Genomic DNA, 330 nt, shown 5'->3' on the forward strand with positions numbered 1-330 from the left:
CCTAGATTTTCTGGTGCAATATCCAATCGCATTTAAATCTCCCCTAAATCAAAAATAATCGACCCTGCACGAATAGACGAACCCATGAGCTTCTTTCTAAGATATGCGCGATTACCACCACTAAAAACTGTAATATTTGGCAGAGCTGCTGGTGCGAACTGATTGAGTGAAACTCTCGCAAGCGGTACTTCGCCTAAATAGTTATTAAGTGCATCGCGCGCAAGAAAAGCACAGTGCATCGGTCCTTGAGTGGCATCATACTTATATACATTTACATAGCCTGAATAACCTGAAGTTTCGACACCGTATTGCATCCGCGTGTCATTTGCG

1 protein-coding gene is annotated in these 330 nt (G+C 43.0%); it reads right to left on the reverse strand.

Features of this window, described 5'->3' with window-relative positions:
* Nucleotides 1-32: 32 nt before the first annotated feature.
* Nucleotides 33-330, reverse strand: a 298-nt coding sequence (locus tag GGG_RS21120; protein WP_010118237.1) for a hypothetical protein, incomplete at its 5' end; no start/stop codon positions are given.

This window comes from Acinetobacter sp. P8-3-8, from assembly GCF_000214135.1.
Classification (GTDB): domain Bacteria; phylum Pseudomonadota; class Gammaproteobacteria; order Pseudomonadales; family Moraxellaceae; genus Acinetobacter.